The organism is Streptomyces sp. ITFR-6 (genome assembly GCF_031844725.1).
Lineage (GTDB): Bacteria > Actinomycetota > Actinomycetes > Streptomycetales > Streptomycetaceae > Streptomyces.
Map to the genome: position 1 here is coordinate 848,885 of NZ_CP134612.1, position 24,728 is coordinate 873,612.

Consider the following 24,728-nt stretch of genomic DNA (forward strand, 5'->3'; position numbering starts at 1 on the left):
AGTGGAGCACAGTGCTACTACTTGTGTGGTTCCGGTCATTTCACTGACTCCCCACACCCGGAAGGACACGTACCGTGCCTCCCAGGAGCACCCCGACCGCTCGGCAGCAACGGCTCGGGTACGAACTGCGCAAGCTGCGCGAGCAGTCCGGAATGACGGCGCAGCAGGCCGCCGCACTGCTCGGCGTCGACCGGACCCGGATCCCCAACATCGAGTCGGGCCGGTTCGGCATCAGCGCCGAGCGGGTCCGCACCCTCGCCTTCAACTACGGCTGCCCCGACACGGGTCTCGTGGACCTGCTGGCCGAGATGGCGCAGGAGCGGGCCAGGGGGTGGTGGGAGGAGCATCGCGGACTCCTGCTGCCCAGCCTGCTGGACATCGCCGAACTGGAGTTCCACGCGGTGGAGTTGAACACCGCGACCACCACGCACATCCCCGGCCTGCTGCAGACAGAGGAGCATGCGCGGGCGGTCTTCGACACCGCCGACCCCCAGCTGCCGCGCCCCGACCTGATGGCCCGCCTCTCCCTGCGGCTGCGCCGCCAGGAGGTGCTCGAACGGGACCGGCCGCCCCTGTACGAGGCGGTGGTCCACGAGGCCGCCCTCCGCATGCAGTTCGGCGGACCGAAGGTCACGCAGGCGCAGCTGGCACACATCCTCGGCCAGTCCGAACGGGACCGGACGACCGTCCGGGTCATCCCGTTCGCGGCCGGCGGATTCCCCGGCGCCGGACAGTCCTTCACCTATGTCGGCGCTGCGGTGCCTCAGCTCGATACCGTACAGCTCGATTCCTCGCACGGCTCGACGCTGCTCGACGCCGATATGCAACTGCGGCGCTATCGAGGGCTGTTGGGGCGGCTTCGTACGCTCGCACTGCCCGTCGCGGAATCACGCGATTTCATCCGGTGCATAGCCAAGGACCTCTGAGGAGAGACCATGAACGACATCTGCTGGGACGAGGCGTTCTGCAGCGAGGGGGCGAACTGCTTCCGCTTCGGACTGGACGGCCAGGGCCGCGCCTACATCGGCTCCACCACCGACACCGCCACCTACGTCAGTGACTCCGTGGAGGCGCTGCGGGCACTGATCTTCGCGGTGAAGTCCGGCGCGGCGGACCATCTGCTCTGACCCCGACCGACCGGCCGTGTCCCCCGTGCCGCCGCGCTCCGAGTACGCCGACAGTTCAGAGCGCGTCGCCACCGGGGACCGGGCCCGGCCGTTTCACCATCTGAGACCCCTCATGAGCCCCTCCCCCACGGCCGCCCTGACCCTCCGTACACCCACTTGACCTGCGAACATGACATAAAGTGACGGAATATTGCCCGGACGGGCTTGGCTCCGGCCTTACTGCCGCTTTAACCTACGGTCTCGTAACCTACGAAGCCGTAGGTAATTCTCCCGTCCCCAGGAGCCCCCGTGACTATCAACTCTCCCCACCTCGGCAGTTCACAGACATGGACTGACGCGCAACTGCTGTACGCGCTGGAAGAGGTGGTGGAGAAGGAACTCAACCGGCATCTCAAGGTCGCCAAAAACTGGATGCCGCACGAGTACGTGCCGTTCTCCGACGGCCGGAACTTCCCCGGCGTCTTCGAGGACGGCCAGGCCTGGGAGTCCGAGCAGTCCAAGGTCACCGACATCGGCAAGACCGCCCTGGTCGTGAACCTGCTGACCGAGGACAACCTCCCCAGCTACCACCACGAGATCGCCTCGCTCTTCGGCCGCGACGGCGCCTGGGGCACCTGGGTGCACCGCTGGACGGCCGAGGAGGGCCGGCACGGCATCGTGATGCGCGACTACCTGCTCACGTCGCGCGCGGTGGACCCGGACAAGCTGGAGCAGTTCCGGATGGCGCACATGGCGGAGGGCTTCGAGTCCGACAACGGCCACTCGATGCTGCACTCCGTGGCCTATGTCGCCTTCCAGGAGCTGGCCACCCGGGTCTCCCACCGGAACACCGGCCACCAGTCGGGCGACCCGGTCTGTGACCGGATGCTGGCCCGGATCGCGACAGACGAGAACCTGCACATGGTGTTCTACCGCAACCTCCTGGGCGCGGCCTTCGAGCTCGCACCGGACCTGACCATGCAGTCCGTGCGCGACGTCGTCGTGAACTTCCGGATGCCCGGCCACGGCATGCCCGGCTTCGAGCGGGCCGCCGCGCAGATGGCGATCGGCGAGATCTACAACATGCGCATCCACCACGACGACGTCATCCAGCCGGTGCTGCGCTACCTGAAGGTGCTGGACATCGACGGGCTGGGCCCGGAGGGTCTGAAGGCGCAGGAGGAGCTCGGCCTGTACATGAACGGGCTGGACAGCGAGGCGTCGAAGTTCGACGCGAAGCTGGCCGCCCGCAAGGAGCGGATGGCGGCCCGCGCCCAGGCCTGACGGCCCTGCCCCGCCCCGCTGCGACCCGTCACGGCGGGGCGGGTCGCAGCGGGGCGGGTTCAGCCCTCATCACCGGCGCACGGACCGTACTCTGTGCCGGTGAAACCTGTGACGCGTTTCGTTCTCTTCGCCGCGCCGATAGCCATCGCCGCCTCCATCGTCTTCAACGGTGGCGGCGACGACCCCGAACCGCCCGACGACTCCCCCGCCGCCGCGGCAGCGGACCCGGCCGACTCCGCCGTGGGCCCCGACCCGTACGCCGCCGCGGACGAAGAGGGACGACGGCAGCTGGACGAGCGTGTCGAGGCGATGCCTGCCGGGCTGGCCGCACCGGCCGAACGCGAACTGGCCTGGAAGCTGCTGGCCACCTCGGAGAGCTCGACGCTGGACTGGCGCAGCCAGTACGGCATGATCGACGACAACGGCGACGGCACCGGCTACACCGCCGGGATCGTCGGATTCTGCTCCGGAACGCACGACATGCTCACGTTCGTCGAGGCGTTCACCAAGGACCATCCGGACAGCCCGCTGAAGCCGTACGTCCCCGCGCTGCGCAAGGTGGACGGCACCGGTTCGCACGAGGGTCTGGACCCCGGCTTCACCACGGCGTGGAAGAAGTCGGCCGAGGATCCGGTGTTCCGTGCCGCTCAGGACCGGGTCAGGGACAAGCAGTACTTCGAGCCGGCCGTACGGCTGGCCAAACTGGACGGGCTCGGCACCCTGGGCCAGTTCATCTACTTCGACGCCATGGTGCTGCAGGGCCCCGGAACAGAGCCGGACGCCTTCTACGGAATCCGGAAGGCAGCACTCTCCGAGGCCGACACGGTCGACGAGGGCGGGGACGAGAAGGTCTATCTGGACGCGTTCCTGGACGCCGCGCGAGCCGTGATGAAGTCGAAGAAGAACCAGCACGACACCTCGCGCATCGACACGGCGCAGCGGGAGTTCCTGTACGACGGAAACCTGGCGCTGAAACCACCGCTGACCTGGAAGATGTACGGCGAAACCTTCCACGTCGCGTCCTGACGCGGACGCCCTGACGCGGACGCCCTGACGCGGACGCCCCGCCGGCTGGCAGGCCGGGCCGGCCGGCCCGGCGCCCGCGGTCACGCCCGGTCGCGCCCCGCTCTGCGCAGTCGGTCCCGCTCCTTCTCCGAGAGGCCGCCCCACACGCCGAACCGCTCGTCGTTGTCGAGGGCGTACTCAAGGCAGGCCACACGCCCTTCGCAGGCGTTGCAGAGCTGCTTGGCCTCCCGGGTGGAGCTGCCGGGGGCGGGGAAGAAGAACTCGGGCCCCGCTTGCGCGCACAGCGCTGTCTCCTGCCAGGCGAGAGCGGGGTCGGTCGGGGTGTTGATCAGCATGCCGCACACAGTGCCCTGCCGCGATAAACGACTGATCAACGATGCATCAACCCCCCGCCCCGTCCGCCGGGGCCCGGCCCGCGCGGGTGCGGGCGGCTACGCGCTCTTGATCACGGCGAACGGCGCGCCGTAGGGATCGGTGACGTTGGCGAACCTGCCCACGCCGTCCATCTCCAGCGCCTCCAGCGTCAGCTTGCCGCCCAGCCGCTCCACCTCCGTCACCGTGGCATCGCAGTCATCGACCTCGATGTACGGCAGCCAGTGCGGGCCCACGACCGCCCTGGCCGGTACGGCGTCGAGCGGCACGAGCCCGCCGAAGCCGGCCTCCTCGCCGCCGCCCCCGGTCCGGACCAGTGTGTACGATCCGCCGCCTTCCGGAAAGGGCACCTGGCTGCTCTCCCAGCCGAAGACCGCGCCGTAGAACGCCGCGGCGGCCGGGACGTCCGGGGTGTACAGCTCGGCCCAGCACAGGCTTCCGGCGTCCCCCACGGCTCCGAGTCCCGGCAGTTGCTTCGGCTGCCAGACGCCGAAGTACGCCCCGCCCCGGTCGGTGAACCCGCCCATCCGGCCGAACTCCAGCACGTCCATCGGCGCGAACGGCACCGAGCCGCCGGACTTCTCCACGAGACGCGCGGTGGCGTCGGTGTCCGACGACTGGAAGTACACCGACCAGGATGTCTTCGCCTGCTCCTCCGGCACGGTCATCACACCCCCGACCGACTTCCCGTCGAGCGTGAACATGCCGTAGCCACCGGTCTCCGGCCCCCCGGCCTCGTACTCCCAGCCGAGGAGAGCGGTGTAGAAGGCCGCGGCCCCATCGATATCCGGGGTGCCGAGATCCAGCCAAGTGGGGGGCTCCGTCGACACATCGGGTGGTGAGCATGGTGCGCTCCTTCAGTGGTCCCGTTCTCGTGCGAACAAGGTTTCTCCTGATGTGTCCGAGTCTGGCACCGGGCACTGACAACCGCAGTCCGTCGGCCCCTTGTCAGCAGCGCATGGGACGATACGAATCGCTCCGGCCGCGCTGCCGGGCGGAGCGGCGGTGAGGCTTGCGGGGACAGAGGACGTACATGACTGAGGCCGGGTCCACGGAGGGCGGGGCGACGAGCGGGCGGGCGGCCAGGGAGCTGCTCGCGCGGGCCGAGGAGCTGCTGGGCGCGGCACGCGCGGTGCTGGCCGATCACGGCCGCGCCGTCGATGCCGTACGCAGCGCCCTGGACCCCCTGCTCGACGCGCTTGTCCGGGACGAGCTGTCGGCCATCCCGGCGTCCCGGCTCAAGGACGTCACCGAGGGCCGGCTCCGCATCGGCGCGATCGAGCAGGCCGGTTTCACCACCGTCGGGCAGGTGCACGGAGCCAGCCGCTACGAGCTCCGCCAGATCCCCGGCGTCGGTGCGCAGACCGCCGACCAGGCGCTCGCCGCGGCGGGCCAGATCGCCCACGCCGTACGGGACACGGTCACGGTGCGGCTAGCCGTCGAATCCCCGGACGATGCCACGACGGCCCTGGTCACGGCGTTGTACCGGCTGGTCGAGGCGGGGCCGGACGTCCGGCGGGCGGTGGACGGCGCCCGCGGGCTGGCCGAGCGGCTGGATCCGCTGCTGGTCACGGCGGCGCCCGCGCGGGGGCGGCTGCGGATGGTCTTCACGCGGCGGCCGGCCCGGACGCGGGCAGTGGCCGCCGTCGCCGCCGCCCGCGCGGTGCTGGCCGATGCGCGGGAACGTGAACTCCCACTGCTGTTCGGGCAGGTCTCGGCCGATCTGCTGCGCGATCCGGACTCCCCGATCGCGGCCTGGGTCGACTTCGAGGTGCGCTCCGCCGAGTACTACAGCCTGCTCGCCGAGATGTCCGGCACCGGACCGGACCGGGACGCGGCCGAGGGGTTCCTGCCGTCCGGGATCGCCGACCGGGTGCGCGGTCTGCGGCTGGACGACGCCCGGCTGCGGGTGTCGTTGCGCGGCTACCAGTCCTTCGGCGCCCGTTTCGCGCTCGCGCAGAAGCGGGTGATCCTCGGTGACGAGATGGGGCTCGGCAAGACGGTCCAGGCCATCGCCGCGCTGGCCCACCTCGCGGCCGGGGGCGAGACCCACTTCCTGGTGGTCTGCCCGGCGAGCGTGCTGATCAACTGGACCCGGGAGGTCAGGGCCCGCTCGACGCTGCGGGTGCTGCCGGTGCACGGTCCGGACCGGCAGGGCGCGTTCGCGGAGTGGCGCGAGAGCGGCGGGGTCGCCCTCACCACGTACGACGCCCTGCACACCCTGCCCGACGCGGCCGACTGCGGCGTACGGCCCGGCATGCTCGTGGTCGACGAGGCGCACTACGTCAAGAACCCCGCCACCCGGCGTTCCCGGGCGGTGTCCGGCTGGGCGCGCCGGACCGAGCGGGTGCTGTTCCTGACCGGCACGCCGATGGAGAACCGGGTGGCGGAGTTCCGCAGCCTCGTCAGCCAGCTCCAGCCCGAGCTGGCCCCGTTGATCAGCATCAGCCACGGCGCCGCCGGGTCGCAGGCGTTCCGCCGGGCCGTCGCCCCCGCCTATCTGCGCCGCAACCAGAGGGACGTCCTCACCGAACTCCCGGCGCTGGTGCAGGTCGACGAGTGGGAGGAGTTCAGCGAGGACGATCTGCTGGCCTACCGGGAGGCGGTGGCCGCCGGGCAGTTCATGCGGATGCGCCGGGCCGCGTACGCCGGTCCGGCCACCTCCGCGAAGCTGAACCGGCTGCGCGAGCTGGTCGCGGAGGCGGCGGGCAACGGGCTGAAGGTCGTGGTGTTCTCGTACTTCCGTGAGGTGCTGGAGACGGTCCGGCAGGCTTTGGGCGAGGAGGTGTTCGGCCCGGTGTCCGGGAGGGTGCCGGCCGCCCGGCGTCAGGAGATGATCGACGCCTTCACGGCGGCCGACGGCCACGCGGTGCTGCTGAGCCAGATCCAGGCCGGCGGGATCGGGCTCAACATGCAGGCCGCTTCGGTCGTCATCCTCTGCGAGCCGCAGATCAAGCCGACGATGGAGCACCAGGCGGTGGCCCGCGCCCATCGGATGGGCCAGATACGCACGGTCCAGGTGCACCGGCTGCTCGTCGCGGACAGCGTCGACGAACGCATGCTGGACATCCTGGCCCGCAAGGAACGGCTGTTCGACGCGTACGCGCGGCGCAGCGATGTCGCGGAGACGACGCCGGACGCCGTGGACGTGTCTGACGGCTCGCTGGCCCGCCGCATCGTCGAGGAGGAACAGCGGCGCCTCGCCGTGGAGTCGAGGGCGAAGGCGGCAGCGGCGGTGGAGGCCGGGGTCGACGCGGGGGACGGTTCCTGACGACTGCGGCGATTCGGCCAGGGCATCGTTTTACTGCCAATCACCGGCGACCCGGTCACGGCACCGGCCGGACCCGGCTAAACAGGAGGGGGCTCGGACCGGTGTCCGCTGCCCTCCTGGAGACGGCCGTGTTCTGGTGGGAGGTCCGGCAGTTGCTGTTGATCACGCGGGCAGAGCGGTGAGCCCCCGGTCGCGCGGAGGCCGGGCGACGAGCAGGCGCCCGCCGGTACGGCGCCGTACCGGCAGGCCCGGAAGGCGGAGACGGCGCACGGACGACCGGCTGACCGGCCGCCTCGTGGCCGTGGTCCTGGCCGCCGTCGCGGCGGTGGCCCTGGTCAACTGGCTGCTGGCCCACTGGTGGGTCCTGCTTGTCCTCGGCTCGGTCGCGGCGCTGGCCGGCGGCGGCCTGCTCCACCAGCAGCGACAGAACGCACGGTGGGAAGCGGTCCGCGTGCGGGGCCTGCGGTACGAACTGGCCCAGCTGGACGCCCTGCACCACACCCGGTTCGAGGACGCCGTACGGGACCTGATGCACCGCGACGGCTGCCAGGACGCGCTCCGTGTCGGCGGCGGCGGAGACCTGGGTGCCGATGTGAAGGCCACCGATCCCTTCGGGCGGCGCTGGGTGATCCAGTGCAAGCACCGGCGCGCCGGGCCGGCCGGCTCCGCGGTGGGAACACCGGATCTCCAGGTCCTCAACGGCACCGCCCGCCAGGTGCACGGCGCCGACATCGCGGTGATCGTGACGAACGGCAGGGTGACCGCACCGGCCGTGGTCTTCGCCGAACAGCAGCGGCTGCACGTCGTCGACCGGCACACCCTCGAAAGCTGGGCGTCCGGCTCCCGTCCGCTCTGGAAGCTGCTCCGGGCCGTCCCGCCGCCACGCAGGCCGACCACCTTGTCCTGAGCGGTCCGCGGCGCCCGGGAGGCGCGCGGCCCGGCTCCCCACCCGTCAGTGGCTGTCGTGCGACGCCGCCTTCTCCGATGTCTTGGCGCCGGACGTCTTGGCGTCCGGGCTCTTGGCGTCGGGGCTCTTCGCGTCCGGCGATTTCGCATCCGGAGTCTTCGCGCCGTGCGAGGACATCGAATGCGCCTCGCGCCCCGGCACCGTCCCGTCGGCCTTGGCGACCAGCAGCATCCCGGCCATGCCCATGTCGGAGTGGCTCTGCACATGGCAGTGGTACATCCACGCGCCCGCGCCCACGTGTTCGCCGGCGATGACCTGGAAGCCGAACGAGTCCGCCGGCCCGACGATCTTCGTGTCGATGACCCGGGTGGGGTCGTCGGGGCCGGTGAGCAGGCCCGTGCGGTTGTCCGCCCAGCGGTGACCGTGGACATGGAACGTGTGGTAGTACTCGCCGTGCGTGATCATGACGACTTCGAGCCGGTCGCCCACCGTGGCCTCGAAGTCGGGGCTCTTGTCGGCGGGCTTGTTGTTGATCAGCATGTCGTTGAAGACGATCGTGATCGTCTTGTCCGGCAGGATGTCGCCCTTGCGCCGGACGATCACCGGACCGTACAGCCCCTTGCGGATGCCGCCCGTGCCGTGATCGGTGCCGACGACGTGGTCGTGGTAGTGCCAGTAACCCGCGCTGCCCGCCTGCCAGGTGCCGTCCTTCCTGCGGCCCGGGGCATGGGTGCGCCAGGTGTAGGTACGGGTCTCGCCCGGTTCGACGATGCTCTTGTTCATCCGGGTGCCGTCGCTCGCGATGTCGTAGTCGACGCCGTGCGCGTGGAGGCTGGCCGCCACGTCCATCGTGTTCTCGAACTCGATGTGCAGGGTGTCGCCCTCGTTGATCTCGATGAGGGGGCCGGGGATCGACGCCTTGCCCTTCTCGAAGCCGTACCCCATCTGCCCGTCCGGCAGCTTCTCCGCGTACATCTTGAGGTGGCGGACGACTCCTCCCGCCGGCGCGGTGCGGGGCGGGTTCTCGGCGGAGGTGGCCTCGATCGCACCGAGGGACAACGATGTCACCCCGGTCGCCGCCGCCACCCCGCCGCCCATCAGAATCCGCCGGTTGAAGCTACGTCGATTCATGTCGAACTCCCCACTTTCAGACGGGTGTTGCGGAGAAACCCAAGGCAACTACGGCACACGGCACAGAGGTACGCAGGTCATGGCGGTCAACGCCGCCGGGCACGGGTGGGCCTCGGGGACGGGCCATACCGTAGCCCGGGGATCTTCGTTTATCCACACTAAGGACAAAGTTCGTGCGATTGCTGCCATAGCTATTGGCGAGTCGCGAAAAGAGGTCTAGCTTCATGCGCTGTTGAAGTGACCAACGAGGGGTGGGTGACCACATGCAGCGCACACCACATCACAGGTCCAGATCGCGACGCGGAATTGCGGCGGCCGTAGCGGCCGGCGCACTGACCGCATCCCTGCTCGGCGGCAATGCCGCCAGTGCCAGGCCGTATCCCGGACCGAACGAGTCCATGGCGACAACGTTGTCCCTGCCTACGCCGCCCGGCGGCGCGAACGTGAAGGTGCTGGTCTTCCACGCCTCCGCGTCCGACGAGTCCCCGACGGTCGACGCCGGTATCGCGGCGATCGAGAAGATCGGGCTCACGGGTCCGGAGGCGGGCCGCTTCAAGACCGTGGCCAGTGACGACCCTGCCGTCTTCACCAACGGCAAACAGCTCGGCAAGTACAACGCCGTCGTCTTCCTGACGGGCGGCGGCGACGTCCTGGATCCGGAGCAGGAGGCCGGTCTTGAGGCGTACATGGAGGCCGGAGGCGGCTTCCTCGGCATCCACGACGCGGCTCGCACCGAGCCGTACTCCGACTGGTTCACCGGGCTGGTCGGTGCCCGTCCGGCGGCCGACAGCCCCACCGCCGTCCAGCGTGCGACGGTGGAGATCGGGGACCGGCAGCACCCGGCCACCAAGAACCTTCCGCTGGAGTGGAAGCGTCCCGACAAGTGGCTGAACTGGAAGGAGAACCCGTCCGGCGACGTGCACACCGTGGCACGCGTCCGGGAGATCACGTACAAGCCGGGGGCCAGTGCCAACGGCTGGGACCACCCGGTCTCCTGGTGCCGTGACTACGACGGCGGCCGGTCCTTCTACACCGCGATGGGCGGTACGGTCGACAGCTTCGCGGAGGCCGACTTCCGCGACCACCTGCGCGGCGCGCTCGACTGGACGACCCGGATCTCGCAGGCCGACTGCAAGGCGACGATCACCTCCAACTACAAGGCGGAGCGGGTCACCGAGCCCAACCAGCCCGGCAAGAACGACCAGATCGGTGAACCGCACGGCCTGGTGACCGCCCCCGACGGACGCGTGCTGTACATCGGCCGCGGCGGCGCCGACAGCAGCGTGCCGGTCGTCACCGACTGGAAGGACCCGAACGTCGGCAAGGGTCTGGGCCAGATCCACGTCTACGACCCGAAGACCAAGAAGGTCACCCTCGCCGGAGAGCTGACGGTCTTCGGCAACAAGGGCGGCGGCGACGAACTGGTCAAGGTCGAGGAGGGTCTGCTCGGTATCGAACTCGACCCGGACTTCGAGAAGAACGGCTGGGTGTACCTGCACTACACACCCCACGACAAGATCGACCGCGACAAGCAGATGGCGGTCCGTCAGGTCTCCAGGTTCACGATGGACCTGGCCACGAACAAGCTGGACCTCTCCTCGGAGAAGGTGCTGCTGCACTGGCCGGTCCAGATCCACAGCTGCTGCCACGCGGGCGGCGGCATGGCCTGGGACTCCAAGGGCAACCTGTACATCGCGGTCGGTGACAACAACTCCTCGCAGTTCAGCGACGGTTACTCGGGCAACAACCCGGAGCCGAACTACAAGGGCGTCTCGTTCGCCGATGCCCGGCGCACCGCGGGCAACACGAACAACCTCAACGGCAAGATCCTGCGGATCCACCCCGAGGACGACGGCACCTACACCCTGCCCGCCGGCAACCTCTTCACCGGCAAGGAGTCCGACGAGGGCGGCGGCAAGACCCGCGGCGAGATCTACGTGATGGGGGTACGCAACCCGGCGCGGATCTCGGTCGATAAGTCGACCGACACGCTGTACGCGGGCTGGGTCGGCCCCGACGCGGGCGAGCCGAGCACCACCTGGGGCCCGGCCAAGTACGACACGTTCGCCGCGATCACCCAGGCGAGCAACCGCGGCTGGCCGTACTGCATGGGCAACAAGCAGCCCTACCGGGACCGCAATCTGCCCGATCCGAGCAAGCCGCTCGGCTGGTACGACTGCGACCACCCCAAGAACGAGTCGCCCAACAACGACGGTCTGGTGAACCTGCCGCCGGTCACCGGCAACAACATCTGGTACTCGCCGCAGGGCGGTGGCGTGGACTACCCGCGCGACGAGAACGGCATCCCGAGCTACAAGGTCGAGGACCAGAAGGAACTGCTGCCCTGGCTCAAGGGCGGCGGCCAGGCCACGATGAACGGCCCGGTCTACCGGTACGACGAGAAGGCCGGCGCCGACAAGTGGCCGTCCTACTGGGACGGCAAGTGGTTCGTCGGTGACTTCTACGACGACACCCAGCCCAGGCACGCCGTGCTCACCGACCCGAAGACGGTCGGCAAGGGCGGACTGCCCACGCACGCCGAGTCCCTCAAGGAGATCATCCCGGTCGGCGCGGACGGCATCCGCAACCTGATGGACTGGAAGTTCGCCCCGGACGGCTCGCTGTACGTCCTGGACTACGGGCGCGGCTTCTTCACCTCCGACTCCAAGTCCGCCCTGTGGCGCGTGACGTACAAGGGCGGCGCACCGACCCCTGCCGTCAAGGACCTGGCCAGGAAGGCGGCAGTGAAGTGAGACACCGTTCGATCTTCTTCCGAAGGCGGTCACGGCCCGCCCGGCTGTGGCTCGCCCTGCTGGGGTCGTTCCTGATGGTGCTGGGACTGACCTCCACGGCGGCCTACGGGCGTACCACCGCCCCGGCCGGCGCGGCGGCGGCCGACCAGGTGCTCACCTGGACGGCCGGCAACCCCATCGACCACTACCTGTCCGCACCGAAGACGGCGGTGGCCGGCAAGGCGACCATCGTCTTCGAGAACAGTGAGGGGACCGGGAACACCAGCGGGATGCCGCACACGCTGACCTTCAGCGTCTCGGACCCGGAGTTCAACAACGACGTCCCGCTGAACCTGCTGGCCAACCCGGGCGACGACAAGGGCGGCAAGCAGACCGCCGAGGTCACGCTCACCCCCGGCCGGTACTTCTACCACTGCACGATGCCGGGGCACGAGGCGATGCAGGGCATCCTGACCGTGACCGACGGGGGCGGCGGCGAGGACGACACCACCGCACCCGAGACCTCGGTCAAGGTCGACGGTGACAAGAACGCCGACGGCGCCTACATCGGCTCCGCCACGGTCACCGTCGCGGCCACCGACGAGGGCTCGGGCGTCGACACCGTCGAGTTCGCGGTCGGGGCCGACGGCGAGTGGCAGCCCTACAGCGCGCCCGTCGTCGTGGACGAGGTCGGCGCGCACGCCATCCGCTACCGCGCGACCGACAAGGCGGGCAACGCCGCCGAGGAGAAGACGGCGGAGTTCACCGTCGCCGCTCCGCCGACGGACGACACCACCCCGCCGGAGACCTCCGCGACCGTCTCCGGTGAGAAGGACGACCAGGGTCAGTACCTGGGCATGGCGACGGTCACCGTGACCGCCTCCGACACCGGGTCCGGCGTCAACACCATCGAGTACGCGGTCGGCGCGGACGGCGAGTGGCAGCCCTACACCGGCCCCGTGATGGTGCACGAGACCGGCGCGCAGAAGATCCGTTACCGCGCCACCGACAAGGCGGGCAACGCCGCGGAGGAGCAGGCGGTGGAGTTCACCGTCGTCGAACCGCCGACCGAGGACACCACGCCGCCGGAGACGTCCGCGAAGGTCGCGGGCGACAAGAACTCCGACGGCGCCTACCTCACCAGCGCCAAGGTGACGGTCACCGCGACCGACGCCGACACCGGGGTGGACAAGGTCGAGTACTCCCTCGACGGCGGCCCCTACCTCGCCTACACCGATGCGGTCATCGTCGACCGCGTCGGCTACCACACCGTCGCCCACCGGGCCACGGACAAGGCGGGCAACACCTCGGAGGCGAAGCAGACGTCGTTCACCGTCGCGCAGAGCGGCGGTGTACCGGCGCCGAACTGCCCGGAGTTCGACGAACGCCTCACCGTCATCGTGGGCACCGTCGACACCGGGATCCCCAACCGGATCACCGGCAACCGCTGCACGATCAACGAGCTGATCGAGGACGAGAAGGACTGGTCGTCGCACGCGCTGTTCCTCAAGCACGTCGACAAGGTTCTCGACCGGCTGCTCACCGCCGGGGTGGTCGACGCCCGCGAGGTGAAGAAGATCTACAAGGCGGCCAAGCAGTCGGGGATCGGCAAGCCGGGCCAGGACGAGGGCTACCACAAGCTCTTCGACGGCACGGCGGCCTCCTTCGCCAAGTGGCAGCAGGTCGGCGGCGGGCAGTTCTCGCTGAACGAGGAGGACGGCTCGCTCAACAGCTCCACCACGGTGGACGGCATGGGCATGCTGTGGTTCCCGGGCCGGCAGTACGGGGACTTCTCGCTGAAGCTCCAGTTCCGGGACGACGCCCCGGGCACGGGCAACGCCAACGGCGGTGTGTTCGTGCGGTTCCCGAACGTCCACGACAACCCGGAGGAGTCCGCTCCGGAGTGGGTCGCCATCAAGTACGGCCATGAGATCCAGATCAACGACCGGCCGGACGGCGACATGTACAAGACCGGTTCCGTCTACGGATTCGACCGGGTCGGCCTCGGCGGCGCCGGGGTCACCCCCAAGGGCACCTGGAACGACTACGAGATCCGGGTGGTGGACCAGCACTACTCGATCTACCGCAACGGTGTCCTGCTCAATGAGTTCGACAACAACGGCGGTCAGTCCTTCGAGCCGCCGCGGGACGGCGACCCGGGCACCGACGGCCGGCGGTACGCCTCCGGCTACATCGGCCTCCAGGTCCACAGCACCTCGGACGTGATCTCCTACCGGGACATCCGGATCCAGGAGCTCTAGCACCACTGCGGAAAGGGTTCAACCGGCCGCGGCCGCATGCTGAGGCATGTGGTCGCGGCCTCCCGGGTGCCGGTGGCGCCATACCCAGAAGACGGTGCAGGAGACCAGCGACCAGGCCGCGAGCACCAGGAACGGGAAGAGCCGCTGGTGTCCCTGGTAGTAGACGGCGGTGTGCTGGGCGTTGACGGAGGCGCCCGGCGGCAGCCAGCGCCCGATGTGGCCGAGCAGCGAGGGCAGCAGCGGCCAGGACACGGCTCCGCCGGAGGACGGGTTCCCCAGAATCACCATCAGGCCCCAGGTCGGGAGCATGGCCCAGCGCCCCATCAGGGTGTTGAACATGGTGAAGACCATGCCGGAGGTGAACATCGTGAACGCCAGGATCGCCCAGGACTCGGCGAAGGGCAGATCGACGGCGCCCAGCAGCCAGTCCACCACCGCGGCGATGGAGAAGGCTCCCAGCAGGGAGTAGGCGATCGTGAACGCGATCCGTTCCAGCGGGATCAGGCTTCTGGCGTGCACGCTCAGCTGGATGGAGCCGACGAAGCCGATGATCACGGCTGCGAGCGAGATGTAGAAGAGCGCGAGCCCGCGCGGGTCGCCCTTCTGGAGCGGTTTGACGTCCGTGACGGAGATGGGCACTCCGAGCTTGCCCCCCACCTTCACCGCGGACTCCGCGAGCACCTGGGCGACGGCGGCGCCCGAGGCACCGGCCACGTCGAGGGCCACCCCCGCCCTGCTGGGCCGCACGATCGCGAAGACCTCCTGCTCCTCCAGGGCCTCGCGCGCCCCGGCGGCGGTGTCGTAGCGGTGGACGTCGAGGGAGGCGTCGAGCGCCTCGTCCATCGCGGTGACGAACGCCTTGCCGCGGGCCGTCTCCTGGAGGCTGACCACGGCGGCCGGGATCCGGTGCGAGGTCGGATTGGCCATCGCGTACGTGTAGGAGCCGGCGAAGAGCCCGGCGGCGGCCGCGAGGATGAAGAGGAGGACGGTCGCCGGGAAGTAGGGCGAGTCCTTGTACTTCGTCCACTTCTGGCCCCGGGTCAGCGGTCGGCCGTGTGCTCCGTGCGGCGGCGCCGGCTCCGGTCCGGGCGCGCCGGGGACGGACTCCGCCGGGGTCGGCTCGTCGGGGGTGCTCATGCGTCCCCGGCCTCGTCGTGGCGGGCGCGGCTCGGCTGGACCCGCTTGGGTTCGCCGGGCATCTTCGGGTACTCCGGCGGGTACGGCATGTCACCCAGCCCGCGCTCCTTCTCGTCGCGGTCCGCGAGCTCCAGCAGCCGGTCGAGCCGGAAGGCGTGCTCGTCCATGTCCGCGTGCACGTCGCCCGCTTCCGCGTACCGCACCGGCATCGTCCGGATGTCGAAGTCGCGCGGCTCCGCGTCGTCGATCTCCTCCCAGCGCAGCGGCGCCGAGACCGGGGCGTGCGGGCGGGGGCGGACGGAGTAGGCGGAGGCGATCGTGCGGTCCCGGGCGGTCTGGTTGAAGTCGACGAAGATCCGCTCGCCGCGCTCCTCCTTCCACCAGGCGGTGGTGACCCGGTCCGGCATCCGGCGTTCCAGCTCGCGGCCGGCCGCGATGGTCGCCCGGCGGACCTCGGTGAACGTCCAGCGGGCCTCGATGGGGACGAAGACGTGGATGCCCCGGCCGCCGGAGGTCTTGGGCCAGCCGCGCAGTCCGTGGTCGTCCAGTACGGAGCGCAGCTCGTGGGCGGCCCGTACCGCGTCGGCGTAGTCGGTGCCGGGCTGGAGGTCGAGGTCGATGCGCATCTCGTCGGGGTGGTCGGTGTCACCGGCCCGGACCGGCCAGGGGTGGAAGGTGAGCGTGCCGAGGTTGGCGGCCCAGATGACGGCGGCCACCTCCGTGGGGCAGATCTCGTCGGCCGGGCGGCCGCTGGGGAAGGCGATGCGGGCCGTGGGGATCCATTCGGGAAGGTTCTTCGGGGCCCGCTTCTGGTAGAAGAACTCGCCCTCGACCCCGTCCACGAAGCGCTGGAGGGTGGTCGGCCGGTCGCGCAGGGCGCGGGTGATGCCGGGTCCGACGGCCAGGAAGTACTCGGCCACGTCCCTCTTGGTGTAGCCCTTCTCCGGGAAGTAGACCTTGTCCGGACTGGACAGCCGGACAGGCCGTCCGCCCGCGTCCAGCTCCACCGCTTTGCGCGCTGCTGCCATGTCGGCCACGGTAGGCCGGGCGCACATATGCCGCATATCGGGAGACTCCAGTCGCTGGACGGTCCACAATCGATCCATGGATCTGCCGGTGATGCCGCCCGTGAAGCCGATGCTCGCCAAGTCCGTGTCCCGGATCCCGCCGGGCATGCAGTACGAGGCCAAATGGGACGGCTTCCGGGCGATCGTGCACCGGGACGGCGAGGAGGTGGTGATCGGCAGCCGCACCGGGAAGCCGCTCACCCGCTACTTCCCCGAGCTGGTCACGGCGGTCCGGGACAACCTGCCGGAGCGCTGTGTGATCGACGGCGAGATCGTGATCGCGCACGGGGGCCGGCTCGACTTCGAGCGGCTCAGCGAGCGCATCCACCCCGCGGACTCCCGGGTGCGGCTGCTGGCCGAGCAGACCCCGGCCTCCCTGGTCGCCTTCGACGTCCTCGCGGTGGGCGACGACTCGCTGATGGGCACGCGGCAGTCGGACCGGAGAAGGGTGCTGGAGGCCGCGCTGTCCGCCGCCTCCGCCCCCGTCCACCTCGCCCCCGCGACCACCGATCCGGCCGTCGCCCAGGAGTGGTTCGACCGGTACGAGGGGGCGGGTCTCGACGGGGTCGTCGCCAAACCGCTCGACCTGCCCTACCGGCCGGACACCCGGGCGATGTACAAGATCAAGCACGAGCGGACCGCCGACTGCGTGGTGGCGGGCTACCGCCACCACAAGAGCGGCCCGGTCGTCGGATCGCTGCTGCTCGGCCTGTACGACGGGGCGGGCGCCCTCCAGCACGTGGGGGTGTGCGCGGCCTTCCCGATGAAGCGCCGCGCGGAGCTCGTCGCCGAACTGGAGCCGCTGGTCACGGACTTCGCCGGCCACCCCTGGGGGGCCTGGGAGGACGCGGAGGCGCACGAGCACGCCCGGCTGCCCGGCACCCCGAGCCGGTGGTCCGGCAAGAAGGACCAGTCGTGGGTGCCGGTGCGCCCGGAGCGGGTCTGCGAGGTGAGTTACGACCACATGGAGGGCGACCGGTTCCGGCACACCGCCCAGTTCCGCCGGTGGCGGCCGGACCGCGACCCCGGCAGCTGCACGTACGAGCAGCTGGAGGAGGTGGTGCGGTACGACCTCGCCTCCGTGCTGTCGGCCGGTGGCGGCTGAGCGGACCGCCGGGTCTCAGCCGGCGGCCCGCACCGTGGGCGTGGTGCAGGGATCGGGGGTCGTGCTCGGCTCTGGAGACGGCGACTCGGTGGCCCCGGCCGTGTCGCTCGGGTCCGGCGACGGGGCGTCCGTCGTGCAGCCAGGAGCGGGCTCCGTGGTGCTCGGGTCCGGATCCGGAGTGGTGGACGGGTCGGGGCTGGTGCCGGGGTCCGGGGTGGCGGACCCGCTGTCCGTCGGATCGGGCGAAGAGCCCGGCCCTGTGGAGCCGCCGGGGTCAGGGGAGCCGGAGCCGCCGGGTGAGGGATCCGGGGACGCCGATGCCGGCGGGGTCTTCGTGTGGCCCGGCTGGGGGCCGACCTCGATGCCCCCGTTGTCGCCGTCCTTCCCGCTGCCGGGCCCGCCCACGGGGTGCTTGGGCGCGTTCGGGCTCCCGGCGCCGGGGCTCTTCGGGACGGGGCCCTTGCCGTCGGCGACCGGATGGGTGCCCTTGCGGTAGAACTCCAGCCACGACAGGACGGTGCGCAGATACGTGTCCGAGTGGTTGTAGCTCAGGATCGCCGCGTCGAGACCGGCCCGTACCGTCAGATCGCGCGATCCGGCACAGAGGTAGGCCCCCGCCGCCAGGGCCGCGTCGTAGACGTTGCCCGGGTCGCCGCGTCCGTCGCCGTTGCCGTCCCGCTTCCAGTGCGCCCAGGTCGAGGGGATGAACTGCATCGGGCCGACCGCCCGGTCGAAGGTCCTGTCGCCGTCGTACGCCCCGCCGTCGGTGTCGGGGATGTTGGCGAAGCCCGCGCCGTTGAGCACCGGTCCGAGGATCGGGGAGAGCGTCGTGCCATGGGCGTCGACCCTGCCGCCGCCCGCGTGTCCGGACTCGACCTTGCCGATGGCGGCCAGTAACTGCCACGGCAGCCCGCAGCCGGGATCGCCGCGCCGCATGGCGGCCTCCGCCTTGCGGTAGGCGTCGAGCACGGTGGCCGGAATCCCCGCCTCGGCCCACGAAGCGACGACGACCGGGCTCCGTCTCACCCCCGGTTTCGGCGGCTCGGGGCTTTTCAGCGGCGGCAGTTCGGTGTGGTACGAGTCGTCGTTGGGGACCTCCGACCACCTGACCTCGTCGGTCTCCTGGCGCTGCTTCGGCGTCTCCTGGTGCGCCACGAGCCCCGGTCCCTGGGAGGCGGTGAGCGCTGCCATCGCGGCGACGGCGGCCGCGGTGCCGCCGAGACCGCGGCGCATGGTGCCGTTGAACCTCATGCGTGCTCTCCTCTCCCCCGGGTCACCGGGAGAACGTGTCGATGGCCGATATCCGCCAGCTGCCGCCCCGGCGGACCGCGTCCACGGCGAACATCGCCGCGGCGTAGGTCGTCTCCTCCGACTTGCCGGTACGGGTGTTGCTCTGGTCGGCGAAGATCAGCAGCCGGGCCCGGTCGCCGTCGAGCAGCTCCACACCGCTCTCGGTGACGGTCGTGGTGAGGACGAGCTTCTGCTTGGGCGCCTGGGCCCGTACCTCCGCGAGCATGTCCTTGTGCTGCTGGACCGCCTTGCCCACCAGATAGCTTTTCACCGCGGTGTCGGCCTTGGCCGGCGAGGCGTAGTTGTACGAGAACACCGCGCCCACCGCCTCGGTGATCTGCCCCTTCACCTCACTGGTGCGGCTGATGTCGGTGAGGGCGGTGTTCTGCCGGCCGGGTTCGTCGCGCAGGCTGCCCGCCGAGGTGAACGACCAGGCGGCGAAGGAACCGAGGAGCACGGTCAGGACGCACAGCACGGCGGGCAGCGAGACCCGCAGCCGCACCGGCCCAACGGACCGGGGCGCCTTCTCCTTCTCCTTCTCCTCCCCCGGTTCGCCCGCCGGTTCGTCCTCGGACCGGGGCTCGGCCTCGGACTCGGTGTCCGGTCCGGCGGGCTCGGGCGCGGTGGTGGTCGCGGCGGTGCGTTCCGCGGCGGCGACGGTGGCCAGGCGGCGCTGTCGGTTGACGAGGTGACGGGTCGTCGACATGTCCGGGGTCCTCTCGGTGCGGGGTGGGAGTCGGTGGCGTCAGCCGGCGGTGTTGCCGACGGGCGCCTGGCCGAGGGCGCTGAGCTTCCACCCCTCGGAGGTACGGGTGAGCTGCCCGAGCATCCGGCTCTCCTTCACCGCGGGCTTTCCTTTCGGCGCGGTCACGGTCACCCGCAGCGCCACCATGACCCCGGCCCGGCCGGCCCGGTCGTCGAGCTCGGTGACGGCGCCGGACAGCACCTTGGCCGTGCTGACGGTCTTGGCCTCCTTGATCTGCTTCACGAACGCGTCCCGCCCGTCCACGAGTTGCTGGTGCAGGTCGCCCGTGGTGGAGTCCTCCCAGCTGTCGAGCCCCTGGACGAGCTTCTGGTGGTCGAGCGTGTTCATGTTCTGCACGGCCTGCTCGCCCGCGGCCAGCGCGTCGTCGCGGGTCTGCGCGTACGCCGCCGAGTCGTCGTGCGACGCCTGGTACCGGGACACCCCGCCCCAGCCCGCCGCGCCCGCCGCCGCGACCGTCAGCACGATCGCCGCCGCCACCAGCGGATTCCCCGTCATCCGTACCCGTGCCATTGCTGCCTCTCCCTGCCGGCCGGCCTGTGCTGTTCTGTTCGGTGTTCCGTACCGCTGCGCTATCTGGAGGTGATCTCGACGATCGTCCAGCGGCCGTCCCGCAGTTGGGCGGTGACGGAGAGCTGGGCGGCCGCCGTGCTGGCGGTCTTGCCCCGGCGTTCGTAGACCTGGTCGAGGAAGACGAGCAGATGGGCGCTGTCGTCGGTCAGCCGGGTCACCCCGGCCCGTACGACGTGGGTGGTGAGGGTGAGCTTCTGATCGGCGGCCTGCTTCTCGACCTGGCCGAACAGTGCCGCGTACTGCTGGAGCGCCTTGCCCGCCAGCAGCTGCTTCGCGGACTCCTTGGTGACGGCGGTGGCCGAGGGACTGTAGGAGAAGACCTTTCCGAGCGCGTTGGTGACGTCTCCCGCAACCCGGGTGGTCGACTCGCTGTCGGTGAGCGCCGCGTTGGAGGTGGCGGGTGTGTCGCGCAGCTGGCGGCCCATGACGAAGAGCCCGCCCCCGGCGAGGAGCAGCGCCACGACCAGTGTCCAGACCACAAGGCGCAGCCTGCGGCCCCCCGCAGCGGAGGGCGCCTCGTCCGGCGCCGGGTCCTCTGCCTCGGCTTCCTCCGCCGTGGGTTCGTCCACCGTGTCTGCCGCGGCCGGTTCCTCACTGGTGCGGTCCTCCGTTCCGGTGGTCACGGCCGTCGCCCCGCCCTGTCGCCTCATGTGCCGCTCCCGACCGGTATCGCCGTCAGTGCCTTGACCTTCCAGCCGTCCGGGGTCCGGGCGAGGGCGGCCTCGAAACGCTTGCGTTCCGTGCCGCCCTTTCCGGTGCGCGGAGTGACCTGGACATCGACCGTCGCGATCATCTGTGCCGTTCCGGTCCGTTCGTCGAGCGCGGTGAGCGCCGCGTCGGTGACCTTGCCGCGCGCCGTCGAGCCGGACTTCGTCAGCTCGCTCGCGTCCTTGGTCCGGGTGCTCTTCAGCTGTTCGTGCAGGGGGCCGGTCGAGGAGCCGAGCCAGCCGGCGAGTCCGGCGTCCACGCTCTTGGCGTCCTTGCTGTCCAGGCTGTTGAGCCGGGCGAGGTGGGCCTTCCCGTCGGCCAGCGCGGTGTCCCGGGCCTTGGCGTAGGCCAGGTCGTCGTCACCGCGCACCTGGGCGTACGACCAGCCGCCGAGTGCGCAGACGAGTACGGCGGCGAGCAGCGCGGCCCAGCCGACCGAGGTTCTCGTACGCGCGGTCATGAGCCGTCTCCCTGACCGAGGCCCAGCAGTCCGGCCATGCCGTCGGCGGCCGGGGCGGTGTCGGGGGTGACACCGAGCGCCCCCGGCAGCCGGCCCGCCGCCTTGCCGCCGCCCAGGAGCATCGAGCCGGGCTTGGCGGGCGGGGGCAGGGCGCCGCCCTTCGGGGCGTTCGCGCTGCCCCGGACGTTGATGCCCGTTCCGGGCGAAGAGGCGCAGCGGGCCTTGGTGTTGAGTGCCGGACCGGCCGTGACGTCGAGTCCGTTGCGGTAGGTCGTACCGCCGTAGCCGGAGGTACAGGGCAGCGGCTCGAAGAAGGTGACGGACATGCCGAACCTGGCCCCGTTCTCGTCGACCGCGCTGGAGCCCGCGGCAGCGACCTCCGGGAGCCTCACCAGCAGTTCCTCCAGTCCGCGCTGCCGGGTGACGGCCACGTCAGAGGTGGTGAGGAGGTTGGCGACCACGACTCCGAAGCTCGGGTCGACGTCCCGCAGCAGTCCGCTGATCTGGCCGGTGGCGTCCGGGGCGACGGCGATCAGCTTGCGCAGATCGGTATCGGATCCCTTGAGCTCGGCGGCCAGTTCCTTGGCGCCGGACGCGAAGCCCTTGAGCGCGTCGCCCTGTTCGGCCTGGGTACGCAGCACGGTCTCTCCGTCGATCATCAGCCGGGTGTTGACCGGGAGCGCGTCGTCGGCCGCCCGGACGAAGTCGCTGCTGGTGTCCAGCAGGACCTGGAGGTCGTCGCCGCGCCCCTCGAAGGCGGTGCCGAATTCGTCGACGACGGTGCGCAGGGACTCCAGGTCGACGGAGCCGGCGAGGTCGTTGACGCTGGTGAGCACGTCGGTGACGGGCGCCGGGACCGTGGTGTCGGCCTGGTCGATCACCGAGCCGTTCGCCAGGTACGGGCCCTCGGAGCGGGTCGGCCGCAGGTCGACGTACTGCTCGCCCACCGAGGAGAGGTTGGCGACGACGGCCTTCAGGGCGTCCGGGATGCGCGGGGCGTCCTTCTCGATGCGGAGTTCGGCCTCCACGCCGTCGTCGGTGAGCTCGATCGGACCGACCCGGCCCACGGACACGCCCCGGTAGGTGACGTTGGAGTGGGTGAACAGGCCGCCGGTGCGCGGGAGCTGGACCTTGACGGTGTAGTAGCCGCGCATGCCGACGTAGTGGCCGAGGTCGGCGTAGCGCACCCCGAGGTAGCCGAGGACGAGCACCGCGATGATCAGGAAGGCGATGTTCTTGAGCCGGATGGCCAGGGTGATCATCGGTTGCTCCCCTTCGTGGCCTGGCCCGTCACCGAGGGAAGGGGCAGCGGCAGTGCCGCGGCGGACTTCTGGGCGGTGGCGCCCTGGACGGCCGGGGGTGTGGCGTCGCCGGGCGGGATGATCGGCGGAACGATCTGGGTGCCGGGCAGTGCGGTGATGTCCAGGTAGACGTTGAGGTAGTCGCCCTTGACGCCGCGCAGCACCTCGTCGGTGAACGGGTAGGTGAGCAGCACCTGGAGGGAGTCGGGCAGGTCCTGGCCGGAGTCCGCGAGTGCCTGGAGGGTGGGAGCGAGGGCCTTGAGGTCCGCGACGATGTCGGCCTTGCTCTTGTTCACGGTGTCGACGGCGACGGTGGAGAGCGTGTCGAGCGAGTGCAGCATGGTCATGAGCGAGCCGCGCTGCTTCTCCAGGACCTTCATGCCGGGGCTGAGCTTGGTGAGGACCGTGCCGACGTCCTGTTTGCGGGTGGCGAGGGTGGCGGACAGCCGGTTGACGCCGTCGAGGGCGTCGGTGATGTCCGCCCGGTGGTCGTCCAGGTTGGTGACGAGGGTGTTGACCCGCTTGAGCATGGAGCGGACCTGGGGTTCCTGTCCGGCCAGGGCTTTGTTGAGCTCGGTGGTGATGGTCTTGAGCTGGTTGATGCCGCCGCCGTTGAGGAGCATCGAGAGTGCACCGAACACCTCCTCGACCTCCGGGTTCCGGTTGGTCCGGGTGAGCGGGATGCGGTCCCCGTCCGCGAGGGCACCCTTGGCGGTGCCGGTGGCGGGGGGTGAGAGCTGGATGTACTTCTCACCGAGCAGGCTGGACTGTTCCAGGTGCGCGTACGCGTTCGCGGGGAGTCTGATCCCTCCGTCGACCCGCATGGTCACCTTGGCGTTCCAGCTGCCGGAGGCGAGCGAGATCTTGGTGACCCGGCCGACGGCCACGTCGTTGACCTTCACCGAGGACTGCGGGGCGAGGCTGAGTACGTCCCCGAACTCGGCGGTGATCTCGTACGGGTGGTCGCCGAGGTCCGCGCCGCCGGGCAGCGGCACCTGGTCGATGCCGGTGAACGTCGGCAGGTCGACCGTGGTGGCGATCAGGGCCAGGCCGACGCCGACCGCCAGCACGGCGGCGACGCCGGTCGCGCGGGCGCCGGGCCGGCGCGGGAAGCGGCTCATCGCTTCGCCCCCTTCTTCTGCGTGGCGGACTTCTCCGGGGTGCCGTAGACGGTGCCCACAGCGGGCAGTGGCAGGGAGGGCAGCGCCTTCTGCCGGGTGGCGTCCACCGGCGTGAGCCCGCTGAGGTCTGCGGATTCCTCGGTGAGCGGTCCGCCCATGGAGAGTTCGTTGAGGTTGGTGCGGCCGTTGATGGTGCGGTTCAAGGGGTCGTAGGCCTTGATCACGTTGTCCGCGGCGAGCGGCAGGGTGTCCATCGACTCGGCCAGCGAGGCCCGCTGGTCCACCAAGGCCTGGGTGATCGGCACCAGGGCGTCCACGTTCGCCTTCAGGACGCCTCGGTTGTCCTTGATGAAGGTCTTGACCTGGCCGAGTGCGGTGCCCAGTTCCTTCAGGGCCGCGCTGAGGTTCTCCTTGTCGTCGGCCAGGAATCCGGTGACCGAGTTGAGCTGCTGTTCGGCCTTGCGGACGTTGCCGTCGTTGTCCTTCAGCATGGTGGTGAAGGTCTGCAGGTAGGACAGGGTGTCGAAGAGGTTTCCGCTGCTCTTGTCGAGGGTCTTCGTCGCCTTGCCGAACTGCTCGATGGAGTTCCCGATCGCCTTTCCGTTGCCGTCCAGGTTCTTCGCTCCGGTGTCCAGGAGCCTGGCCAGCGCGCCGTCCGAATTGGCCCCGTCGGGGCCGAGGGCGGTGGAGAGCTCCGTGATGGAGGCGTACAGCTGGTCGACCTCGACCGGGGTGGCGTTGTGTGACGCGGGCAGTTCGGCCTCGTCCGCGAGCAGCGGTCCCCCGTGGTAGGCGGGGGCGAGCTGGATGTACCGGTCGGCCACCAGGCTGGGGGCCACGACGACGGCGTGCGCGTCCTTGGGCACCTTGACGCCCTTGTCGACGCGGAGCCTGACCTCGACCTCCTCGCCCTTGGGCCGCACGGACTCGACCGTGCCGACCTTCACTCCGAGGATCCGCAGGTCCGATCCGGCGTACACGCCGGTGGCCTGGTCGAAGTAGGCGGTGACCGTCGTCTTGCCCTCGTCGTCCATGGCCATCACCCCGGAGGTGGCCGCGACGGCCACGACGACGAGTCCGGCGCCGATGCCGACGATGCGCGTGATTCTCATG

The 24,728-nt window shown here is 70.3% G+C and carries 22 protein-coding genes; 9 read left to right on the top strand and 13 right to left on the bottom strand.

What is annotated here, in order from left to right; translation table 11 throughout:
* Positions 1-74 precede the first annotated feature (74 nt).
* From RLT59_RS03685 to RLT59_RS03700, 4 genes are all read left to right on the top strand, one after another.
* Positions 75-926 carry a Scr1 family TA system antitoxin-like transcriptional regulator gene (locus tag RLT59_RS03685; RefSeq protein ID WP_311302024.1) on the top strand — a complete coding sequence of 284 codons (852 nt, stop codon included), beginning with the start codon at positions 75-77 and terminating at the stop codon, positions 924-926.
* 9 nt (positions 927-935) lie between these two features.
* Entirely contained in the window at positions 936-1,127 is a 192-nt protein-coding gene (locus tag RLT59_RS03690) for a hypothetical protein (protein WP_311302025.1), read from the top strand.
* 288 nt (positions 1,128-1,415) lie between these two features.
* On the top strand, positions 1,416-2,390 hold the full coding sequence (locus RLT59_RS03695) for an acyl-ACP desaturase (protein ID WP_311302026.1): 975 nt from the start codon (positions 1,416-1,418) through the stop codon (positions 2,388-2,390).
* Between the two features lie 108 nt (positions 2,391-2,498).
* Entirely contained in the window at positions 2,499-3,416 is a 918-nt protein-coding gene (locus RLT59_RS03700) for a chitosanase (RefSeq protein ID WP_311302027.1), read from the top strand.
* 80 nt (positions 3,417-3,496) lie between these two features.
* Here RLT59_RS03700 and RLT59_RS03705 read toward each other — a convergent pair whose 3' ends face one another.
* Positions 3,497-3,751: a WhiB family transcriptional regulator gene (locus RLT59_RS03705; protein ID WP_024490309.1), complete on the bottom strand. Its 255-nt coding sequence runs from the start codon at positions 3,749-3,751 to the stop codon at positions 3,497-3,499.
* A 96-nt stretch (positions 3,752-3,847) separates the two neighbouring features.
* Entirely contained in the window at positions 3,848-4,618 is a 771-nt protein-coding gene (locus tag RLT59_RS03710) for a VOC family protein (RefSeq protein ID WP_311302028.1), read from the bottom strand.
* Positions 4,619-4,821: 203 nt separating this feature from the next.
* Here RLT59_RS03710 and RLT59_RS03715 point away from each other — a divergent pair, with 203 nt between their 5' ends.
* Both RLT59_RS03715 and RLT59_RS03720 read left to right on the top strand, forming a co-directional pair.
* Positions 4,822-7,059 (top strand): DEAD/DEAH box helicase, encoded by a 2,238-nt coding sequence (locus RLT59_RS03715; RefSeq protein WP_311302029.1) that lies wholly within the window; start codon positions 4,822-4,824, stop codon positions 7,057-7,059.
* Between the two features lie 295 nt (positions 7,060-7,354).
* Complete coding sequence (locus RLT59_RS03720; protein WP_311302030.1) at positions 7,355-7,966, top strand: restriction endonuclease; 612 nt, start codon at positions 7,355-7,357, stop codon at positions 7,964-7,966.
* Between the two features lie 45 nt (positions 7,967-8,011).
* Here RLT59_RS03720 and RLT59_RS03725 read toward each other — a convergent pair whose 3' ends face one another.
* Positions 8,012-9,097: a multicopper oxidase domain-containing protein gene (locus RLT59_RS03725; protein ID WP_311302031.1), complete on the bottom strand. Its 1,086-nt coding sequence runs from the start codon at positions 9,095-9,097 to the stop codon at positions 8,012-8,014.
* Between the two features lie 263 nt (positions 9,098-9,360).
* Between RLT59_RS03725 and RLT59_RS03730 the strand changes: the two genes are divergently transcribed.
* Both RLT59_RS03730 and RLT59_RS03735 read left to right on the top strand, forming a co-directional pair.
* Positions 9,361-11,850 (top strand): ThuA domain-containing protein, encoded by a 2,490-nt coding sequence (locus RLT59_RS03730; RefSeq protein ID WP_311302032.1) that lies wholly within the window; start codon positions 9,361-9,363, stop codon positions 11,848-11,850.
* Entirely contained in the window at positions 11,847-14,090 is a 2,244-nt protein-coding gene (locus tag RLT59_RS03735) for an OmpL47-type beta-barrel domain-containing protein (RefSeq protein WP_311302033.1), read from the top strand. The genes RLT59_RS03730 and RLT59_RS03735 overlap by 4 nt, the downstream gene beginning before the upstream one ends.
* 18 nt (positions 14,091-14,108) lie before the next feature.
* Here the strand turns inward: RLT59_RS03735 and RLT59_RS03740 are convergent, their stop codons facing one another.
* Positions 14,109-15,227 carry an ABC-2 transporter permease gene (locus tag RLT59_RS03740; protein WP_311302034.1) on the bottom strand — a complete coding sequence of 373 codons (1,119 nt, stop codon included), beginning with the start codon at positions 15,225-15,227 and terminating at the stop codon, positions 14,109-14,111.
* On the bottom strand, positions 15,224-16,234 hold the full coding sequence (gene ligD / locus RLT59_RS03745; protein WP_311307607.1) for a non-homologous end-joining DNA ligase: 1,011 nt from the start codon (positions 16,232-16,234) through the stop codon (positions 15,224-15,226). The genes RLT59_RS03740 and ligD overlap by 4 nt, the downstream gene beginning before the upstream one ends.
* A 97-nt stretch (positions 16,235-16,331) precedes the next feature.
* Between ligD and RLT59_RS03750 the strand changes: the two genes are divergently transcribed.
* Positions 16,332-17,399 (top strand): ATP-dependent DNA ligase, encoded by a 1,068-nt coding sequence (locus RLT59_RS03750; RefSeq protein ID WP_311302035.1) that lies wholly within the window; start codon positions 16,332-16,334, stop codon positions 17,397-17,399.
* Between the two features lie 15 nt (positions 17,400-17,414).
* Here the strand turns inward: RLT59_RS03750 and RLT59_RS03755 are convergent, their stop codons facing one another.
* Genes RLT59_RS03755 through RLT59_RS03790 form a run of 8 tightly spaced genes read right to left on the bottom strand, consistent with a single transcriptional unit; the run spans position 17,415 to position 24,727 of the window.
* Positions 17,415-18,650 (bottom strand): lytic transglycosylase domain-containing protein, encoded by a 1,236-nt coding sequence (locus tag RLT59_RS03755; RefSeq protein ID WP_311302036.1) that lies wholly within the window; start codon positions 18,648-18,650, stop codon positions 17,415-17,417.
* A 22-nt stretch (positions 18,651-18,672) separates the two neighbouring features.
* A complete protein-coding gene (locus RLT59_RS03760) occupies positions 18,673-19,395 on the bottom strand; it encodes a hypothetical protein (RefSeq protein ID WP_311302037.1) in 723 nt (240 codons plus the stop codon).
* A 39-nt stretch (positions 19,396-19,434) separates the two neighbouring features.
* Positions 19,435-19,965 (bottom strand): Rv1363c family protein, encoded by a 531-nt coding sequence (locus RLT59_RS03765; protein ID WP_311302038.1) that lies wholly within the window; start codon positions 19,963-19,965, stop codon positions 19,435-19,437.
* 59 nt (positions 19,966-20,024) lie between these two features.
* Positions 20,025-20,675 carry a hypothetical protein gene (locus RLT59_RS03770; protein ID WP_311302039.1) on the bottom strand — a complete coding sequence of 217 codons (651 nt, stop codon included), beginning with the start codon at positions 20,673-20,675 and terminating at the stop codon, positions 20,025-20,027.
* Positions 20,672-21,193 carry a hypothetical protein gene (locus tag RLT59_RS03775; protein ID WP_311302040.1) on the bottom strand — a complete coding sequence of 174 codons (522 nt, stop codon included), beginning with the start codon at positions 21,191-21,193 and terminating at the stop codon, positions 20,672-20,674. The genes RLT59_RS03770 and RLT59_RS03775 overlap by 4 nt, the downstream gene beginning before the upstream one ends.
* Positions 21,190-22,455 (bottom strand): MCE family protein, encoded by a 1,266-nt coding sequence (locus RLT59_RS03780; RefSeq protein WP_311302041.1) that lies wholly within the window; start codon positions 22,453-22,455, stop codon positions 21,190-21,192. The genes RLT59_RS03775 and RLT59_RS03780 overlap by 4 nt, the downstream gene beginning before the upstream one ends.
* Complete coding sequence (locus tag RLT59_RS03785) at positions 22,452-23,615, bottom strand: MCE family protein (protein WP_311302042.1); 1,164 nt, start codon at positions 23,613-23,615, stop codon at positions 22,452-22,454. Before RLT59_RS03785 ends, RLT59_RS03780 begins: the two co-directional genes overlap by 4 nt.
* Positions 23,612-24,727 (bottom strand): MCE family protein, encoded by a 1,116-nt coding sequence (locus RLT59_RS03790; RefSeq protein ID WP_311302043.1) that lies wholly within the window; start codon positions 24,725-24,727, stop codon positions 23,612-23,614. Before RLT59_RS03790 ends, RLT59_RS03785 begins: the two co-directional genes overlap by 4 nt.
* Position 24,728: the final 1 nt, after the last annotated feature.

Coding starts and splice junctions, on each gene's coding strand:
- RLT59_RS03780 (WP_311302041.1), bottom strand. CDS start 22,455: ATGATCACCCTGGCCATCCGGCTCAAGAACATCGCCTTCCTGATCATC.
- RLT59_RS03760 (WP_311302037.1), bottom strand. CDS start 19,395: ATGTCGACGACCCGTCACCTCGTCAACCGACAGCGCCGCCTGGCCACC.
- RLT59_RS03755 (WP_311302036.1), bottom strand. CDS start 18,650: ATGAGGTTCAACGGCACCATGCGCCGCGGTCTCGGCGGCACCGCGGCC.
- RLT59_RS03750 (WP_311302035.1), top strand. CDS start 16,332: ATGGATCTGCCGGTGATGCCGCCCGTGAAGCCGATGCTCGCCAAGTCC.
- RLT59_RS03730 (WP_311302032.1), top strand. CDS start 9,361: ATGCAGCGCACACCACATCACAGGTCCAGATCGCGACGCGGAATTGCG.
- RLT59_RS03790 (WP_311302043.1), bottom strand. CDS start 24,727: ATGAGAATCACGCGCATCGTCGGCATCGGCGCCGGACTCGTCGTCGTG.
- RLT59_RS03775 (WP_311302040.1), bottom strand. CDS start 21,193: ATGACCGCGCGTACGAGAACCTCGGTCGGCTGGGCCGCGCTGCTCGCC.
- RLT59_RS03785 (WP_311302042.1), bottom strand. CDS start 23,615: ATGAGCCGCTTCCCGCGCCGGCCCGGCGCCCGCGCGACCGGCGTCGCC.
- RLT59_RS03705 (WP_024490309.1), bottom strand. CDS start 3,751: ATGCTGATCAACACCCCGACCGACCCCGCTCTCGCCTGGCAGGAGACA.
- RLT59_RS03725 (WP_311302031.1), bottom strand. CDS start 9,097: ATGAATCGACGTAGCTTCAACCGGCGGATTCTGATGGGCGGCGGGGTG.
- RLT59_RS03715 (WP_311302029.1), top strand. CDS start 4,822: ATGACTGAGGCCGGGTCCACGGAGGGCGGGGCGACGAGCGGGCGGGCG.
- RLT59_RS03770 (WP_311302039.1), bottom strand. CDS start 20,675: ATGAGGCGACAGGGCGGGGCGACGGCCGTGACCACCGGAACGGAGGAC.
- RLT59_RS03740 (WP_311302034.1), bottom strand. CDS start 15,227: ATGAGCACCCCCGACGAGCCGACCCCGGCGGAGTCCGTCCCCGGCGCG.
- RLT59_RS03690 (WP_311302025.1), top strand. CDS start 936: ATGAACGACATCTGCTGGGACGAGGCGTTCTGCAGCGAGGGGGCGAAC.
- RLT59_RS03765 (WP_311302038.1), bottom strand. CDS start 19,965: ATGGCACGGGTACGGATGACGGGGAATCCGCTGGTGGCGGCGGCGATC.